14 protein-coding genes are annotated in these 16,777 nt (G+C 72.3%); 13 read left to right on the top strand and 1 reads right to left on the bottom strand.

Annotated elements, in window-relative coordinates:
- The first annotated feature begins 97 nt into the window (after positions 1-97).
- From obgE to AQJ66_RS18445, 9 genes are all read left to right on the top strand, one after another.
- Positions 98-1,546 carry a GTPase ObgE gene (gene obgE / locus AQJ66_RS18485; RefSeq protein WP_061922953.1) on the top strand — a complete coding sequence of 483 codons (1,449 nt, stop codon included), beginning with the start codon at positions 98-100 and terminating at the stop codon, positions 1,544-1,546.
- A 566-nt stretch (positions 1,547-2,112) separates the two neighbouring features.
- Positions 2,113-3,609 (top strand): bifunctional cytidylyltransferase/SDR family oxidoreductase, encoded by a 1,497-nt coding sequence (locus tag AQJ66_RS18480; RefSeq protein ID WP_061922948.1) that lies wholly within the window; start codon positions 2,113-2,115, stop codon positions 3,607-3,609.
- Positions 3,610-3,795: 186 nt separating this feature from the next.
- Positions 3,796-5,886, top strand: a complete 2,091-nt coding sequence (locus AQJ66_RS18475) for a hypothetical protein (RefSeq protein ID WP_061922945.1) — start codon at positions 3,796-3,798, stop codon at positions 5,884-5,886.
- Between the two features lie 254 nt (positions 5,887-6,140).
- Entirely contained in the window at positions 6,141-7,361 is a 1,221-nt protein-coding gene (locus AQJ66_RS18470) for a glycosyltransferase family 2 protein (protein WP_061922942.1), read from the top strand.
- 121 nt (positions 7,362-7,482) lie between these two features.
- Complete coding sequence (gene proB / locus AQJ66_RS18465; RefSeq protein ID WP_061922939.1) at positions 7,483-8,643, top strand: glutamate 5-kinase; 1,161 nt, start codon at positions 7,483-7,485, stop codon at positions 8,641-8,643.
- 188 nt (positions 8,644-8,831) lie between these two features.
- On the top strand, positions 8,832-9,257 hold the full coding sequence (locus tag AQJ66_RS18460; protein ID WP_061922936.1) for a hypothetical protein: 426 nt from the start codon (positions 8,832-8,834) through the stop codon (positions 9,255-9,257).
- A 107-nt stretch (positions 9,258-9,364) separates the two neighbouring features.
- Positions 9,365-10,651 (top strand): glutamate-5-semialdehyde dehydrogenase, encoded by a 1,287-nt coding sequence (locus tag AQJ66_RS18455; protein WP_061922933.1) that lies wholly within the window; start codon positions 9,365-9,367, stop codon positions 10,649-10,651.
- A gap of 114 nt (positions 10,652-10,765) precedes the next feature.
- On the top strand, positions 10,766-11,338 hold the full coding sequence (locus tag AQJ66_RS18450; RefSeq protein ID WP_061922930.1) for an SCO2584 family spore wall biosynthesis protein: 573 nt from the start codon (positions 10,766-10,768) through the stop codon (positions 11,336-11,338).
- A gap of 90 nt (positions 11,339-11,428) precedes the next feature.
- Positions 11,429-12,496 (top strand): SCO2583 family membrane protein, encoded by a 1,068-nt coding sequence (locus AQJ66_RS18445; RefSeq protein WP_061922927.1) that lies wholly within the window; start codon positions 11,429-11,431, stop codon positions 12,494-12,496.
- 21 nt (positions 12,497-12,517) lie between these two features.
- Here AQJ66_RS18445 and AQJ66_RS18440 read toward each other — a convergent pair whose 3' ends face one another.
- Positions 12,518-13,612 (bottom strand): M48 family metallopeptidase, encoded by a 1,095-nt coding sequence (locus AQJ66_RS18440; RefSeq protein ID WP_061922924.1) that lies wholly within the window; start codon positions 13,610-13,612, stop codon positions 12,518-12,520.
- Positions 13,613-13,714: 102 nt separating this feature from the next.
- On the opposite strand from AQJ66_RS18440, the gene AQJ66_RS38335 reads away from it, so the two are divergent.
- The 4 genes from AQJ66_RS38335 to AQJ66_RS18430 all read left to right on the top strand — a co-directional run bounded on the left by AQJ66_RS38335 (position 13,715) and on the right by AQJ66_RS18430 (position 16,678).
- Positions 13,715-13,879: a hypothetical protein gene (locus AQJ66_RS38335; RefSeq protein ID WP_107118966.1), complete on the top strand. Its 165-nt coding sequence runs from the start codon at positions 13,715-13,717 to the stop codon at positions 13,877-13,879.
- A 131-nt stretch (positions 13,880-14,010) separates the two neighbouring features.
- The gene (locus tag AQJ66_RS39405; RefSeq protein WP_167359168.1) at positions 14,011-14,175 is read left to right on the top strand and encodes a hypothetical protein; all 165 of its coding nucleotides are present in this window, start codon (positions 14,011-14,013) and stop codon (positions 14,173-14,175) included.
- A 57-nt stretch (positions 14,176-14,232) separates the two neighbouring features.
- The gene (nadD, locus tag AQJ66_RS18435) at positions 14,233-14,961 is read left to right on the top strand and encodes a nicotinate-nucleotide adenylyltransferase (protein WP_061922921.1); all 729 of its coding nucleotides are present in this window, start codon (positions 14,233-14,235) and stop codon (positions 14,959-14,961) included.
- Between the two features lie 16 nt (positions 14,962-14,977).
- Positions 14,978-16,678 (top strand): LCP family protein, encoded by a 1,701-nt coding sequence (locus AQJ66_RS18430; RefSeq protein ID WP_061922918.1) that lies wholly within the window; start codon positions 14,978-14,980, stop codon positions 16,676-16,678.
- Positions 16,679-16,777 lie beyond the last annotated feature (99 nt).

Below are 16,777 nucleotides of genomic sequence, written 5' to 3'. Positions count from 1 at the left end.
CGCTTTCGCGAGGCGGACCTCACTTCCCGTTCGGGAAGGCGGGTCCGCCTTTCGCGTGTTACCCAGGAAACACCCTTGATTTTTGGAGGCACCAACCATGACCACCTTCGTGGACCGCGTCGAGTTGCACGTCGCCGCGGGTAACGGAGGCCACGGCTGTGCCTCCGTCCACCGGGAGAAGTTCAAGCCGCTCGGCGGCCCCGACGGGGGCAACGGCGGCCGGGGCGGCGACGTCATCCTGACGGTCGACCAGTCCGTGACGACGCTGCTCGAGTACCACCACTCCCCGCACCGCAAGGCCACCAACGGCAAGCCCGGCGAGGGCGGCAACCGCTCCGGCAAGGACGGCCAGGACCTGGTCCTGCCGGTGCCGGACGGCACGGTCGTCCTCGACAAGGCGGGCAACGTGCTCGCCGACCTCGTCGGGCACGGCACGTCGTACGTGGCCGCGCAGGGCGGCCGGGGCGGCCTCGGCAACGCCGCGCTGGCCTCCGCCCGCCGCAAGGCGCCCGGCTTCGCGCTGCTCGGCGAGCCCGGCGACCTGGGCGACATCGTCCTGGAACTGAAGACGGTCGCCGACGTCGCGCTGGTGGGCTACCCGAGCGCCGGCAAGTCCTCGCTGATCTCCGTGCTCAGCGCGGCCAAGCCGAAGATCGCCGACTACCCCTTCACCACCCTCGTGCCCAACCTCGGTGTGGTGACGGCCGGTTCGACCGTGTTCACCATCGCCGACGTGCCGGGACTCATCCCGGGCGCCAGCCAGGGCCGGGGCCTCGGCCTGGAGTTCCTGCGGCACGTGGAGCGCTGCAGCGTGCTGGTGCACGTCCTGGACACCGCGACCCTGGAGTCCGACCGCGACCCGGTCTCCGACCTCGACACCATCGAGGCGGAGCTGCGCGAGTACGGCGGCCTCGACAACCGTCCGCGGATCGTCGTCCTGAACAAGGTCGACGTGCCCGACGGCAAGGACCTCGCCGAGATGGTCCGCTCCGACCTGGAGGAGCGCGGCTACCGCGTCTTCGAGGTGTCGGCCGTGGCCCACATCGGCCTGCGGGAGCTGTCGTTCGCCCTCGCCGAGCTCGTCGCGAAGGCGCGGGCCGCGAAGCCGAAGGAGGAGGCGACGCGCATCGTCATCCGCCCCAAGGCCGTGGACGACACGGGCTTCACCGTCACCCGCGAGGAGATCGACGGCGAGCCGCTGTTCCGGGTGCGCGGCGAGAAGCCCGAGCGCTGGGTCCGCCAGACCGACTTCAACAACGACGAGGCCGTCGGCTACCTTGCCGACCGGCTCAACCGCCTCGGTGTCGAGGACCAGTTGATGAAGGCGGGCGCCCGCGGCGGCGACGGCGTCGCCATCGGCCCCGAGGACAACGCGGTCGTCTTCGACTGGGAGCCGTCGGTCATGGCCGGCGCGGAGATGCTGGGCCGCCGTGGCGAGGACCACCGCTTCGACGCGCCGCGTCCCGCCGCGCAGCGCCGGCACGACCGGCAGGCGGAGCGCGACGACTCCCTGCGCGCCTACGACGAGTTCGACCCGTTCGAGTAGGTCCGACGGCTGGTCCCGCGGCTGCTGCCGACCGTGCGGCGCGGAGAGGTTCCCGAACCTCTCCGCGCCGCACTTTCGTTGGAGGGTCCCGCCCCGTCCCGGTCTTTTCTCAGACCCTTCTCAGACCTTCCTCAGATCGAATTCTTACCGTCTTCTGAACAGGGGGGCGTACTGTACGGCACGCGCCCTGACCGGGAATCTTCCCCGGCTGGTTCCGGGCACCGCGAATAGTTTCCGACGGGGAATTCCGCGGCAATGAACCGCCCGCCGGGCTGAATTGGCGGCCTCTCGGCGGAAGATCGGTGCGCCCGGCCGTACGGGCCGTCGGCGACCGGCGCGGCAACCCTTACGGGTGCTCGGCCGGCGCCGTTTGAAACGCCTGAGGCACCTGTGGACTTACTCACAGAAATTCCACCGGCAGTTCGCGCAACCATGCCCAAGTATCAGGAGTCTCAGGTGAATGGCAGGTTGCGCTCGTATATGCGCGAGTGGTCGCTCACCTTGCATCTCGGTTGGCCGAAGTGGGACTCTTCCGAGGTTCCCTGTCGTCTTGAGGTAGGTCACCTGTGTCCCAGCACATAGCCAAGCCCCGTACCACCGCAGTGATCCTGGCCGGTGGTACCGGTCAGCGGGTGGGTCTGTCGATCCCCAAGCAGCTGCTGAAGATCGCCGGCAAGGCAGTCATCGAGCACACCCTGACCACCTTCGAGAAGGCCGACTCGATCGACGACGTCATCGTGCTGATGGCGCCGGGCTACGTGCCCGACGTCGAGAAGATCGTCGCCAAGGCCGGGTTCACCAAGATCAAGAAGATCATCGAGGGCGGCGCGACCCGGAACGAGACCACCGAGCGGGCCATCGCCGCGCTCGGCGAGGGCCTGGCCGAGGGCGAGGACCTCAACGTCCTCTTCCACGACGCCGTGCGCCCCCTGCTCTCGCAGCGCGTCATCGACGACTGCGTGGCCGCGCTGGAGCGCTACCAGGCCGTGGACGTGGCCATCCCGTCCGCGGACACCATCATCGTCACGCGCACGCACGGCGAGGACGGCGAGTTCATCACCGAGATCCCGGACCGCTCCCGGCTGCGCCGCGGCCAGACCCCGCAGGCCTTCAAGCTGTCCACGATCCGCCGCGCCTACGAGGTCGCCGCCGGCGACCCGAACTTCCAGGCCACGGACGACTGCTCGGTGGTCCTGAAGTACCTGCCGGACGTGCCCATCCACGTCGTCGCGGGCGACGAGTACAACATGAAGGTGACCCAGCCGGTCGACGTCTTCATCGCCGACAAGCTCTTCCAGCTCGGCACCACCGCCGCCCCCGAGCAGAACGGCGACGAGGCCTACCGCGAGCTGCTCACCGGCAAGACCGTCGTCGTCTTCGGCGGCTCCTACGGCATCGGCAAGGACATCGCCGAACTCGCCGGGTCCTACGGCGCCGCGGTGTACGCGCTGGGCCGCTCCACCACCGGTACCCACGTGGAGAACCCGGAGGAGGTCGACGACGCGCTGTCCAAGGCGTACGCGGAGACCGGCCGGATCGACTACGTCGTGAACACCGCGGGCGTGCTGCGCATCGGCAAGCTCGCCGAGACCGACAACGCCACCATCGAGGAGGCGCTGAAGGTCAACTACCTGGCCCCGGTGCAGATCGCGCGCTCCTCCTACAAGTACCTCGCGGAGACCAAGGGCCAGCTGCTGCTCTACACCTCCAGCAGCTACACGCGCGGCCGCGCCGAGTACTCCCTCTACTCCTCCACCAAGGCCGCCATGGTGAACCTCACCCAGGCGCTGTCCGACGAGTGGGCCGCCGAGGGCATCCGCGTCAACTGCGTGAACCCCGAGCGCACCGCGACCCCCATGCGCACCAAGGCCTTCGGGCAGGAGCCGACGGGCACCCTGCTGTCCTCCGAGGCCGTGGCCCGCACCTCGCTGGACGTGCTGCTGTCGGAGCTGACCGGTCACGTCATCGACGTCCGCCAGCAGGACCCGACCGCCGGCGCCGCCAAGGCCTCCGGCTTCGAGCAGGCGCTGGCTTCCGTGCTGGACCGCCAGGACGGCGTGTGATAATCAGCTCGATCGAGCTTTTGGGAATTCAGGCCTTTGCGGGTACCCGTTCGGCGGGTATGCGCAGAGGCCTGTGTCCGTACCCCTGACGGAATTCCGGCGTAAACCGGCATTACTGAACAAAACCGGCACTCCCCTCCCAGAGCAGGTTCCTCCGTGATATCCACCGCTATTCGCGTCGCCCGGGTGGGCAGCGCGGCCGAGCTGGCCGCGGCGCTCCTCGTGATGCTGGGCTTCCCCGGCCTCATGCTGGCCGCGCTGGTCCCGAACGTCTACGCCTTCGCGGCCGCGGCCGCCGTGACGTACCTGGCGGACCACTATCTGCACCGCAAGGGCAGCTACCTGATCAACCGTCTGAGCAAGGTCCGGGCGGGCCTGTCCATCCGGTTCCTGATCCGGCAGCTCCTGCTGGTGCTCCTGCTGGTCCGCCTCGCCATCCCGGGCAGCCTGCTCCTCTACGGCGCGATCGCCTGCTTCATATCCTTCTACGGCCTCCAGGCCCCGCACGGCGCCCTGGTCACCCTGATCCGCAACCGCCGCCGGATGCCGGTCGCCACCCGGAACGTCGACCTCAGGTCCCGCATCCGCATCCCCGACGCCCCGCCGCGCGGCCTGCTGCACCGGTCCGCGGAGAAGATGCTCCACCTGGACCTCTTCGCGGTCGCCGGCATCCTCGTCTCCGCGGCGCTGGGCTCCTCCGCCGTCGGGTTCACCGGCATCGGCCTCACCGTCGGTCTCGGCTGCCTCTACGTCGCCGTGCTCGTGCCGTACGTGCGCGGCCGGAAGATCCCGCCGAAGGCCGACGACGTCCTCGCCGCCGTCGACGACTGGCTGGCCGCCTACCGGCCCGAGACGGTCCTGTACTTCTCCGGCTCCAAGGACTCCGCGTACCAGGTCAACATGTGGCTGGAGACGATGGAGCAGCTGCACAGCCGGCCGCTGATCATCCTGCGCGAGCGCGTCATCCTGAGCAGCCTCGCGCCCACCACGGTCCCCGTCATCTGCGTGCCCGGAGGGGTGCACCTGATGAACATGGACCTGTCGACCGTGCGCGTGGCGCTGTACGCGGCCAACGTCGGCAAGAACATCCACCTGCTGCGCGTGCCCACCATGAAGCACGTCTTCATCGGCCACGGCGACAGCGACAAGCTGGCCAGCGTCAACCCGTACAGCAAGGTCTACGACGAGGTGTGGACCGCCGGCCGCGCCGGCCGCGACCGCTACGCCATCGCCGACGTCGGCGTCCGCGACGAGGACATCGTCGAGGTCGGCCGCCCCCAGCTCGCCCCCATCCGGAGCCGGCAGGACATGCCGGACGGACGCGTCCCCACCGTCCTCTACGCTCCCACCTGGGAGGGCTGGGACGGCAACCCCGGCAACACCTCGATCGTGCTGGCCGGTGAGAACATCGTGAACAAGCTGGTCACGGCCGACCCGCCGGTCCGGGTGCTGTACAAGCCGCACCCCTTCACCGGCACTGTCAGCGCCGAGGCCGCCGCCGCGCACCGCCGGATCACCGCCCTGGTGGAGCAGGCCGCCGCCGAGCGCGCCGCCGACCCCCGCTTCACCGCCGACACCGCCGCCGAGGACGGGGCCAGGGCCGAACTGGCCCGCGTCGAGGCCCGCCTCGCCGAGCTGGCCGGAACCGGCGACGACAAGGGCGACGAGGCCGAGGCCACCCGCGACGGGATCGTCGACCTCGCGGAGCACGCGGAGATCGCCCGGCTGCGCGCCGAGTGGAACGACGCCTACTGGCGCTCCTTCCCGGCGTACGAGCACCGGGTGATCACCGGCGCCGAGCCGCGCCTGTACGACTGCTTCAACGTCTCCGACGCCATGGTCTCCGACATCTCCTCCGTGGTCTCCGACTTCATCGCCAGCGGCAAGCCGTACGCGGTCACCGACTCCGCGGAACTCGGCGTGGAGGAGTTCAAGCGGCAGAACACGGCCGTGCGCGCAGCGGTCATCCTGTCCAACGGCGCCGAGGAGCTCGGCGGCCTGCTGGACGCCGTGCGCGACCCGGCCGCCGACCTGCTGGCCGAGGCCCGCGCCGAGCTGAAGGAGTACCTGCTCGGCCCGGACGTGCCGCCCTCCATCGACCGGTTCGACGCCGCGGTCGCCGACCTGGCGCTCAAGGCCGGGGCCCGCAACCTCGGCCAGGAGTCCCGTCCCGCCGCCGCGAGCATCGACCCCGCCGAGGCCGCCGAGCTGACCAACGCGGTGCCCGGACAGCGGGCGGCGTCCGCCGGCGAGACGGACGGCGTGAACGCGGGCTGACTATCCCCCGTGTCGGGGCCGGCCCCCGGGAGCGGTCCCGGGGGCCGGCCCTTTTGGGTGTGAGCAGCTCTTACCGGCCCTGCGTACTGTCCGGTGGCGCCCGGTCCGCACCGCGGTGCCGCTGCGGGACCAGCCGTGTGACCTGCCCCACGTGCCGGCCGGGGCGAGACAACCGCGTCCTCCCGGAGCCCGTCTGACAGGACGCTGTTGAGTCGATACGGGGTAAATGTTCGTTCAGCCGAGAAGGGGGAGACGTGACCGTCGGGACGCAGCCTGATGTCAGCGTGATCATCGGGGCGTACGAGGCGATGCCGTACCTGGTCGAGTGCCTGGCATCCGTCGAGGCGCAGACCATCGACCCCGGGCGCATGGAGGTCGTCGCGGTCGACGACGGTTCCACGGACGGCACGGGGGAGTACCTGGAGGAGTTCGCGGCCCGCGCGCCCATGCCGGTCACCGTGATCCACCAGGAGAACTCCGGCGGCCCGAGCGGCCCGCGCAACGTCGGCCTCGGCAAGGCGGCCGGACGCTACGTCTTCTTCCTGGACGCCGACGACCGGCTCGGGCCCGAGGCCCTGGAGCGCATGGTCGCCATGGCCGACCGCAACGGCACCGACGTCGTCCTCGGCCGCGTCGAGGGCGTCAACCGCGTCCCGCCGAAGTCCATGTGGGGCAGGAACCTGGAGCGGACCGACGTCTTCTCCTCCCACATCAAGTTCACCCTCAGCGCCCAGAAACTCTTCCGCCGCGCCCTGCTGGACCGGCACGGCATCCGGTTCGACGAGTCCCTGTGGACCGGCGAGGACGCCCTGTTCACGATGGAGGCCTATCTGCGGGCCGACGGCGTCTCCGTGCTCGCCGACCACACCTGCTACTACCTGGTCGGCCGCGAGGACGGCAACCACGTCACCAAGCAGGGCGGCTACACGCTCCGCTTCGACTCCGCGCGCGCCCTGATGGAACTCGTCGCCGCGATGGTTCCGGCCGGCCCCCGGCGCGACACCCTGATGGTCCGGCCCTTCCTCATCACCCTGCTGCCGCAGTTCGGTCCCAGGTTCCTCAAGGACGGCGACGAGGTGCGCCGGCACAAGCTCGAACTGGCCGAGCCGCTGATGGACGCCTACTGGACCCCGGGCGTGGCCCGCCGGCTCAAGGTCGACGAGCGGCTGCGGCTGCACCTGGTGGCCACCCGGCGCACCGACCTCCTGCCGGACGTCGTGGAGTTCGTCCGGGCGAAGAAGCGGCCCGAGGCCGTCCTGGAGAGGCGCGGCACCCGCGTCTACCTCGCCTACCCGCACTTCCGCTCCGCCGCGGCCGGCGTCCCCGACGAGGCCTACCTGGCCGAACCCCGCGAGGCCCGCGCCGTCGAGGGCTACCGGGAGGCCGCCGCCCACTCCTTCCTGCGCCGGGCCGCGCGCAAGGTCCGGCGCATGCTGCCGAGCGCGGGCACGGGCACCGGGGCCGCGGCGGCCTGACCGCGCTGTCCGGAGACTGGACCGGCGCGCACCGCACCATCCCCTTCGCGTAGATTGCCGGTCAGGGCAGCCGGAACCGCGCGAGGGGACGACAGGCAAGGTGGCAAGGGCAAGGCAGGCCGTGGGCGAGGCCCGCAGGATCGTCGTCAAGGTCGGCTCCTCCTCGCTGACCACCGCCGCGGGCGGCCTGGACGCCGACCGCGTCGACGCGCTCGTCGACGTCCTCGCCAAGCACCGGAACGAGACGGTGGCCCGAACGGCCTCGGTCGAGGGTGGTGGCGGGAGACGGGCGGGCGCGGGGGAGCGGGAGATCGTGCTGGTCTCCTCCGGCGCCATCGCCGCCGGCCTGGCGCCGCTCGGCCTGCGCCGCCGCCCCAAGGACCTGGCCCGCCAGCAGGCCGCCGCGAGCGTCGGCCAGGGCCTGCTCGTCGCCCGCTACACCGCCTCCTTCGCCCGCTACGGCGTCCGCGTCGGCCAGGTGCTGCTGACCAGCGACGACATGAGCCGCCGCGCCCACCACCGCAACGCCTCCCGCACCCTGGACAAGCTCCTCGCCATGGGCGCGTTCCCGGTCGTCAACGAGAACGACACCGTCGCCACCGACGAGATCCGCTTCGGCGACAACGACCGCCTCGCCGCCCTCGTCGCCCACCTCGTCCACGCCGACCTGCTCGTCCTGCTCTCCGACGTCGACGGCGTCTACGACGGCGACCCCAGCCGGCCGGGCACCTCGCGGATAGCCGAGGTGCGCGGGCCCGCCGACCTGTCCGGGGTGGACATCGGCAGCGCCGGCAAGGCCGGGGTCGGCACCGGCGGCATGGTCACGAAGGTCGAGGCCGCCCGGATCGCGGCCGCCGCCGGCATCCCCGTGGTGCTCACCAGCGCCGTCCACGCCGCGGAGGCGCTCGGCGGCGGCGACACCGGCACCTACTTCCACCCCAGCGGCAAGCGCTCCGCGGACCGGCTGCTGTGGCTCCAGCACGCCTCCACCCCGCAGGGGTCGCTCACCCTCGACGACGGCGCCGTCCGCGCGGTCGTGGAGCGACGCACGTCGCTGCTGCCCGCCGGGATCGCCGCCGTGGAAGGCGAGTTCAGCGCCGGCGACCCGGTCGAGCTGCGCGACGGAACCGGACGCGCGGTGGCCCGCGGGCTCGTCAACTTCGACGCCAAGGAGATCCCCCAGCTGATCGGACGTTCGACCCGGGAGCTGGCGCGCGAGCTGGGCCCGGCCTACGAACGCGAGGTCGTCCACCGGGACGACCTGGTACTGCTGCACCGCTGACCCGCGCCGCGGCGCCCGTACGACGGGGCACGGGGACGGCCCCGGTGGGGGACGTTCCGTAAAACCACCACGCGGAGCCCTGCGGCCTGCTCAACTTTGTCTCGGGACGTGTCCCGTCCGGGCGAGGCGCCCCGGGGTGCGGTGAAGGGGCACGTTCCGTCGAGGGCCGTCGCGAGAAGGAGGCCGTGGTGAGACGAGTGCGCCCTGGGGCGGCGTCCCGCGGTGCTCTGACGAGCGTCGCGGCCGGGGACACCTACGAGGAGCCCAGGGACCTGCCCCGCCTGTGGCACGTCACCCTCAGCGTCTCCGGGGCGCAGGTCCCGCTGCCGGACCTGCGGCGCGCCCTGGAGCAGCTGGCCCACGACCACCCCTTCCTGCTCACCAGCAGGTACGCGAGCGACCACGCGGAGATCCGGTACTGGGAGGAGGCCCGCGACCTGCACGACGCGGCCGCCGTCGCGCTGCGCCTGTGGGGCGAGCACCGGCAGTCCGCCGGGCTGCCCGCCTGGGAGATCGTCGGCCTGGAGGTCATCGACCGGGAGACGTACCACCAGCGGATCGCCGCGGGGTACGGCCCGGCGCCCGCGACCCCCGTGGGCGTCCATCCCTTCTGACCCGGGCCGCCCCACCCGGCCGGACCCCGGACGGTCACCCGATTTGCCCCGTCTCGCGCTGTGGGATGACGGCTGAACCGCCGTGCCCCGCGCACTACCCTTCCCCCATGACCACGCTCTCGCCGTACGACTCGATGTCCCCGGTCAACCAGGCCGCCTACCGGGCCAAGGCCGCCGCCGCCGACCTCGCGCCGCTCCCGCGCGCCGCGAAGGACGACGCGCTGCTCGCCATCGCCGACGCCCTGGAGGTCCGCACCGGCGAGATCGTCGAGGCCAACGCCAAGGACGTGGCCAAGGCCCGGGAGAACGGCACCAGCGAGGCCATCGTCGATCGGCTCACCCTCACCCCCGAGCGGGTCCGCGCCATCGCCTCCGACGTCCGCCACGTCGCCGGGCTGCCCGACCCGGTCGGCGAGGTCGTCCGCGGCTCCACCCTCCCCAACGGCATCGACCTGCGCCAGGTCCGCGTCCCGCTCGGCGTCGTCGGCATCATCTACGAGGCCCGCCCCAACGTCACCGTCGACGCGGCCGCCCTCTGCCTGAAGTCCGGCAACGCCGTCCTGCTGCGCGGCTCCGCCTCCGCCTACGAGTCCAACACCGCCCTCGTCCGGGTCGTCCGCGACGCCGTCGGCGGCTCCGGGCTGCCCGCCGACGCCGTGCAGCTGGTGCCGGGGGAGAGCCGCGAGAGCGTGCGCGAGCTGATGCGCGCCCGCGGGCTCGTCGACGTGCTGATCCCGCGCGGCGGCGCCTCGCTGATCCAGACCGTCGTCAACGAGTCCACCGTCCCCGTCATCGAGACCGGCACCGGCAACTGCCACGTCTACGTCGACGCCGACGCCGACATCGACATGGCCGTCGACATCCTGATCAACTCCAAGGCCCAGCGGCCCAGCGTCTGCAACGCCGCCGAGACCCTGCTGGTCCACCAGGACATCGCCCCCGCGTTCCTGCCCCGCGCCCTGGACGCGCTCGCCGAGGCCGGCGTGACGGTCCACGCCGACCCCAGGGTCATGGCGTACGCCGAGGACTCCAAGGCGACCGTCGTCGAGGCCACCCCCGACGACTGGGACACCGAGTACCTCTCGTACGACATCGCCGCCGCCGTCGTCGACTCCCTCGACAAGGCCGTGGCCCACATCCGGCTGTGGAGCTCCGGCCACACCGAGGCGATCGTCACCACCTCGCAGCAGGCCGCCCGCCGCTTCACCCAGTTGGTCGACTCCACCACGGTCGCCGTCAACGCCTCCACCCGCTTCACCGACGGCGGCCAGTTCGGCTTCGGCGCGGAGATCGGCATCTCCACGCAGAAGCTGCACGCCCGCGGCCCGATGGGCCTGCCCGAGCTGACCAGCACGAAGTACATCGTCACCGGCGACGGGCACGTGCGGCGCTGACCCGCGGGACGCGCGCCGCGGGGCCCGGCGCACCCGGACCGAAAGGCGTCTCATCAGGCGGATGAATTTCCATACCGTCTGCCCAAATTGACCCCCCAGGTCTACTCTGGACCCGTGCCGGAGGACGTGGGGGGCACGCCGTTCCCTGACGGCTGGGAGCCCGACGACGACCACGACCGCGGAGTGTCGGACGAAGAGTTCGCCTCCGTGGTCTTCGACGAGGCCTTCGTACGGGCGGCCGTGGTGCACGAGCCGACCGCCGTCGAACGCCTCCTGGCCGCCGCGCAGGCCAGAGCCGAGGCCTCCGAGGCGGAGGCCCGCCGCGCCCGCGCCACCGGCGAGCTCTACGACGACGCGTACGGCCCCGGGCCGGCCGGTTTCGGCCACGATCCGGACGACGACGAACGGGACGACCCCTACGTCCTCGGTGACCGCCGCGGCCCCTTCGGGAACTACGGCAAGCAGGTCCGCTGGCACCGCGCCGTCGCCTGGCTGCTCGCCCTCGTGATGGGCATCGGCATGGTCGCGCTGGCCTTCGCCGCGGTCTACCGGGGCGCCTCCTCGAGCACCCGCGACCGGGTGCCGTCACCGCCCTCCACCGGACAGGAGCAGGGCGCGGCGGCGCGGCCGTCCGCCTCCGCCGACTCCCTGCCGCCGGCCGTCCCGGCGGTGCCGAGATCCCCCTGACCGACCGCGTCCCGCTCCTGTTGGGAACCTGTCAGAAGTTGTGGTGCAGCGGGGCGTTTACCCGGCGCTCCCGGGACCTACCCTGAAAGTATGGGCGGGCCTGGAGACCCACCGGAGGGGACACCCGAGGGCGGCCCCGGAGGTGCCGAGGACGAATACCGATCCGTCGTGTTCGACGAGTCGTTCGTCCGTGCTGCCCGCCTCCAGGAGTACTCCGCCCAGGAGCGCATGGCCGACCACGCGCCCGCCGTACGCCGCCGCCCGCCGCTGCGCCGGGGACTGACCCGGCAGGCCCTGATCCTCCTGGTGCTGATCGCCCTCGCCTTCGGCACCGCCGTCTACATGGGCGTCCGCCACCCCTACAGCGCACCGCAGGCCCGGCGCTCCGTCGCGCCCCTGCGGACGAGCGTCGTGCCGCTCGCCCCGCCGGGCGCGGTGCCCGGGGCGGCCGACGCCGAGTACCTGTACCGGCACAGCCCCGCCGCCGGCTTCGAGGTCGGTGCCGAGGGCATCCCGATGCCGGTCTACCGCGCCACCGCCCACTTCTCCGAGAGCCAGGTCCAGGCCGCCCTGATCATCGCCCGGAACTACCTCGTCCGCTCCTCCCTCTACCCCGAGGTGCTCACCGGCCGCCAGGTCCACCCCGCCCGGTCCCTGCTCGACCCCGACCAGCTCGACCAGTTCGACCAGAGCTTCGACCACCCGGCGGCGGACGGCCTGCACGCCCCCACCGGCTGGCTCGTCCGGCTCGACCCCTCCCTGGTCCGGCTCGCGGACGACCGGATCCGCGTCCAGGGCACCCTGCGGGCCGCCGAGACCGACTCGGCCACGCTGGAGGTCGGCACCGACACGATCCTCGTCTACGCCCTGCGCCGGGCCGGCGCCGCCGGCGGCCCCGCCTCCCTGCTCACCGTCCGCCGCGAGATGACCTTCCGCTTCGACCGCGACGACCTGCGCGTGGGCCAGATCCAGCTGGTGACGTCCACCACCCAGGCGGGCCCGCTGTCCTGCGCCGAGGACGCCACCTCCTACCTGCGCCCCCTGCTGGCCGGGCAGACCGCCCGCGACGGCCGGCCGGCCGGCACGGATCCCTACGCCATGGACAGCGCACCGGCCGTGTGCGGCACGCTGGCCGCCGGCGCCCAGCCGAAGGTGTGAGGCGCCGGCCGGCGCCCTCGGCTACTCCTGTCCGTCCTGCTGCCCGTCCCGCGGCGCGTCCTTCGGCGGGGGCGGGCTGCGGAACCCGTCGAAGCCCCGGCGGACCCGGCCCCCCAGGTCGCCGGCGCCGCCCGCGAGATCCGTGACCAGCCGCATCAGCGGGTCCTTGGAGCTCTTCACGTCCTCGGCGTAGCTCGCCGCGGACTCCCGGAAGGAGTCGCCGACCGAGGCGTCCTTGTCCTCGCTGCGCCGCGGGTAGTGGCCGTCCATGATCCGCTGGAAGTCCCGCGACGCGGCCCACTTCTTCAGCTCGGCCGCCCGGATGGTGGCGAAGGGGTGGGAGCGGGGCAGCACGTTCAGGATCTTCAGCACGGAGTCCCGCAGGTCGCCCCCGGACTCGTACTCCTCGGCCTGCTCCAGGAACGCGTCCACGTTCATCTCGTGCAGGTGGTTGCCGCCCGCGAGCTTCATCAGGCCCCGCATCGAGGCCCGCAGGTCCTGCCCCACCAGCAGCCCGGCCCGGTCCGCGGACAGCTCCGACTTGCGGAACCACTCCCTGAGCGCCGTCACGAGCGCCATGACCGCGAGGTTGCCCAGCGGGATCCAGGCGACCCGCAGCGCCAGCGTCGTCAGGAACAGCAGGACCGTGCGGTACACCGAGTGGCCGGACAGCGCGTGGCCCACCTCGTGACCGACGACGGCCCGCATCTCCTCCTCGTCGAGCAGCTCCACCAGCCCGGTGGTCACCACGATGACCGGCTCGTCCAGGCCGATGCACATCGCGTTCGGCTGCGGGTCCTGGGTGACGTACATCGGCGGGACCTTCTCCAGGTCCAGGATGTAGCAGGCGTCCCGCAGCATGTCGTGCAGGTGCGCGAACTGCCGCTCGGAGACCCGCACCGAGTCGGACAGGAACAGCAGCCTGAGGCTCCGCTCCGGCAGCAGCCCGCTGAGCGCCTTGAACACCGTGTCGAAACCGCTCAGCTTGCGCAGCGCCACCAGCGCCGACCGGTCGGCCGGATGCTCGTAGGCGCGCGACGAGATCCCGGGGAAGCGCCTGCGCTGCCTGCTCGGCACGCGCTCGCGCCCCGTCTGCTCGCTGCCGTCGTCGGACATCGTCTTCCCCCATGTGCGTGTGAGTGCCCTGTACCCCCGAGGCGGGGCCCAGCCTAGGCGGAGATACCGTGGACGGGCAGTGCAGCCGAAGGAGTCCATGTGATGGAGCACCACCCCGCAGCCGCCTGGCTGACCGAAGCCGCCGCCGGCGCCGTCCAGCAGCACGGGACGGGGAACCTGCTCCGGATCGTCCTGATCGTGATGGTCCTCGGCTGCGTCCTGACCGCCTGGTTCCTGCTGCGCGGCTACAGGCGGAAGGACGACTGACGGGCCGCCGGGGTTCCCGGCCCGCGCCCCCGCCCGCCCCGACAGCGGAGTCGGCGTGATGCCCGCCGGGCCGCCCGCTTACGATGAGCCGACATCTTTATCCCGCCCACACGCGATAGGTCCTGCCGAAGATGAGCTTCCACAGCACCGCTGCCCAGTTGGTCACCCTCGCCGCCGAGGGCCAGGAGCACGGCGGCAACCACAACAGCCTGAACCCGGCCGTCACCGGCGGCAGCGCCCTGGCGATCCTGCTGCTGCTGCTGTGGATCACCACCCGCTTCAACCGCGACCGCTGACCCGAGCACCCGGTCCCCGGCCGGGGCTCCCGGACGGGGCCGGTAGGGTCTGCACGCATGGGAGAGCAGGACATGCCTACCGGTCCGGCGAACGACACGGCCGGGCACGCGGCCGACGACACCGCTCGGCGCACCGACCCGGCGGCCCGCACGGTGAGCGCCCCGGCGTACCGTCCGGGCCGCGGACCCGTGCCCACGGGCAGGCGCCGCCTCGGCGTCATGGGCGGGACGTTCGACCCGATCCACCACGGGCACCTCGTGGCGGCCAGTGAGGTCGCCGCGCAGTTCCGGCTGGACGAGGTCGTGTTCGTCCCCACCGGCCAGCCGTGGCAGAAGTCCCACCGCAAGGTCTCCCCGGCCGAGGACCGCTACCTGATGACGGTCATCGCGACCGCCGAGAACCCGCAGTTCTCCGTCAGCCGCATCGACATCGACCGCGGCGGCCCCACCTACACCGTGGACACCCTGCGCGACCTGCGGGCCCTCAACCCGGACACCGACCTGTTCTTCATCACCGGCGCGGACGCCCTGGCCCAGCTGCTGACCTGGCGCGACAGCGAGGAGCTGTTCTCCCTCGCGCACTTCATCGGCGTCACCCGCCCCGGCCACCACCTGACCGACCCCGGCCTGCCGGAGGGCGGCGTCTCGCTGGTCGAGGTGCCGGCGCTCGCCATCTCCTCCACGGACTGCCGCGCGCGTGTCGCCAAGGGGGACCCCATCTGGTACATGGTGCCGGACGGAGTCGTGCGCTACATCGACAAGCGCGAGCTGTACCGCGGCGAGTGAGCCGAGAGGGGCACCGGTGAACGACCGATACGACGCTGGGTACGGGGACGACCACTACGAGATCGTCGGCTACGACGAGTACGGCCGGCCCGTGTACCAGCGGGTGGACACGCAGCAGGCTCCCCAGCAGCAGACCTACGACCCGTACGCGCAAGCGGGCTACGGCTACGGCGGCCACGACACCGGGCAGCCGCCCGCCGCCCCCGGGTACGGCTCCTACGGCTCCCAGCCGTCCCAACCCGCCTACGACCCCTACGACCCGTACGGCACCGGCACGCAGGGCGCCGCCGCCCCCTACCACCCCTACGGGCAGACCGGGGCCGGCGGGCAGCAGCCCCGGGTCGCCGAGCAGACCGCGTACATCCCGCAGCAGGCCGGCCCCGTCGAGGAGCCCCCGGCCCCCCGGGAGCGCGAGGAGCGGGCGGACCTGCGGGACCCGGAGTACGACACCGGGCAGTTCGCCTTCGTGGAGGAGCCGGACGGCGACTCCGAGGACGTCATCGACTGGCTGAAGTTCACCGAGAACCGCACCGAACGCCGCGAGGAGGCCCGCCGCCGCGCCCGCAGCCGGATCACCGCGCTCGTCGTCGTCCTGGCTCTCGTCGCCGTCGGCGGTACCGGCTACCTCTGGTACGCCGGGAAGCTGCCCGGCCTGTCCTCCGCGGGTTCCAAGGCGGGCGGGGCGACCCCGGTGGGCGCCCAGAAACGCGACGTGATCGTCGTCCACCTGCACAACACCGGCAAGGGCGGCACCTCCACGGCGCTGCTGGTGGACAACACCACCACCGAGCAGGGCACCACCGTCCTGCTGCCCAACTCCCTCGCGCTCACCGGCGACGACGGCTCCACCACCACCCTCGCCAAGTCCGTCGACGACGACGGCGCCTCCGGCACCCGCGACCAGCTCGACACCGTCCTCGGCACCGACATCCAGGGCACCTGGCGCCTGGACACCCCCTACCTGGAGAACCTCGTCGACCTCGTGGGCAACGTCGACGTCGACACCGACGCCGACGTCCCCGCCCCGGACGCCAAGAAGAAGGGCACCGCCCCGCTGGTCCACCGCGGCAAGGGCCAGACCCTCAGCGGCAAGATGGCCGTCGCCTACGCCACCTACCGCGCCGCCGGGGAGTCCCAGAACGCCCAGCTCCAGCGGTTCGGCCAGGTCATGCAGGCGGTGCTGCGCAAGATGTCCTCCGACCCGGCCGACGCCACGACCACCGTGCAGAGCCTCGCGCAGATCCTCGACCCGCCCCTGACCGACAAGGACCTCGGCGCCTTCCTCGCCAAGCTCGCCGACCTCGCCAAGGGCGGCGACTACAAGACGGCCCTCCTGCCCGTCCGGCCCGACGGCACGCTGAGCGCGAGCACCAGCGACAGCGTCGTCAAGGACATCCTCGGCGGCACTGCCAAGAGCCCCGCGGCGGGCTCCGCGGTCCGGGTCTCCGTCCAGAACGCCACCGGCGTGAAGAACGACACCGACAAGGCCCGCGTGGTCCTCCTCAACGGCGGCTTCACCTTCCTCGACGGCGGCACCGCCACCGGCGCCCGGCCCACCTCCCGGGTGCTCTACGCCGACGCCGCCGACAAGGAGAACGCCTCCGAGGTCGCCAAGACCCTGGGCCTGCCCGCGGGCTCCGTGGCCAAGGGCAAGGTGTCCTCCGGCGCGGACGTCCTGGTCGTCCTCGGCGCGGACTACCGGCCCTCCTCCTCGTGACCCCGGCCGGGGCGCCCCCGCGTGCAGCCGCCCGGCACGTGGGGGTGCGCCCGGCGGTCCGTGAGACCCTTGAGGTCAACCGACCGCCGACCGAAAGCC

This window comes from Streptomyces bungoensis (genome assembly GCF_001514215.1).
Classification (GTDB): domain Bacteria; phylum Actinomycetota; class Actinomycetes; order Streptomycetales; family Streptomycetaceae; genus Streptomyces; species Streptomyces bungoensis.
This window is presented reverse-complemented; position numbering and strand designations above follow the sequence as displayed.

What these genes read in the sequence shown, in the direction of transcription:
- obgE (WP_061922953.1), top strand. Translation starts at nt 98, where the DNA reads ATGACCACCTTCGTGGACCGCGTCGAGTTGCACGTCGCCGCGGGTAAC.
- AQJ66_RS18440 (WP_061922924.1), bottom strand. Translation starts at nt 13,612, where the DNA reads ATGTCCGACGACGGCAGCGAGCAGACGGGGCGCGAGCGCGTGCCGAGC.
- AQJ66_RS39405 (WP_167359168.1), top strand. Translation starts at nt 14,011, where the DNA reads ATGAGCTTCCACAGCACCGCTGCCCAGTTGGTCACCCTCGCCGCCGAG.
- AQJ66_RS38335 (WP_107118966.1), top strand. Translation starts at nt 13,715, where the DNA reads ATGGAGCACCACCCCGCAGCCGCCTGGCTGACCGAAGCCGCCGCCGGC.
- AQJ66_RS18455 (WP_061922933.1), top strand. Translation starts at nt 9,365, where the DNA reads ATGACCACGCTCTCGCCGTACGACTCGATGTCCCCGGTCAACCAGGCC.
- AQJ66_RS18445 (WP_061922927.1), top strand. Translation starts at nt 11,429, where the DNA reads ATGGGCGGGCCTGGAGACCCACCGGAGGGGACACCCGAGGGCGGCCCC.
- nadD (WP_061922921.1), top strand. Translation starts at nt 14,233, where the DNA reads ATGGGAGAGCAGGACATGCCTACCGGTCCGGCGAACGACACGGCCGGG.